Raw genomic sequence first — 345 nt, forward strand, 5'->3', positions numbered from 1 at the left:
CCCGAGGGCGTCGAGCTCCCGTTTCAGGTCGGCGTAGTGCCCCGGCAGCCCGGTGTCGATGAGCGTCATCCCGTCATCGGTGACGATGAGATGGACGGCGATGATGTCGTTGCCGATGCGGCGGAGGCCGGGCGCGAGTTCCATGATGGCTATGATAGTTAGCTATGACGAGGAGATGCAAGCATGCCGACGCCTGAGAAGACCTCGCGCACCGCGATCGTCGCCGCGGGTCGCGTACTCATCGAGAGCGGAGGCCTCGACGGGCTCACCATGCAGGCGGTCGCCGAGCGGGTCGGGGTGCGCGCACCATCCCTGTACAAGCGCGTGCGGGATCGCCGTGAACTG

1 protein-coding gene is annotated in these 345 nt (G+C 66.4%); it reads left to right on the forward strand.

Annotation, left to right across the window (positions count from 1 at the left end):
• Positions 1 to 183 precede the first annotated feature (183 nt).
• Positions 184 to 345 (forward strand): helix-turn-helix domain-containing protein (locus tag SB719_RS19265; protein ID WP_412159619.1); only part of this gene is annotated, 162 nt, incomplete at its 3' end.

The sequence above is a fragment of the Pantoea sp. SIMBA_079 genome, from assembly GCF_046940275.1.
Lineage (GTDB): Bacteria > Pseudomonadota > Gammaproteobacteria > Enterobacterales > Enterobacteriaceae > Pantoea > Pantoea borealis.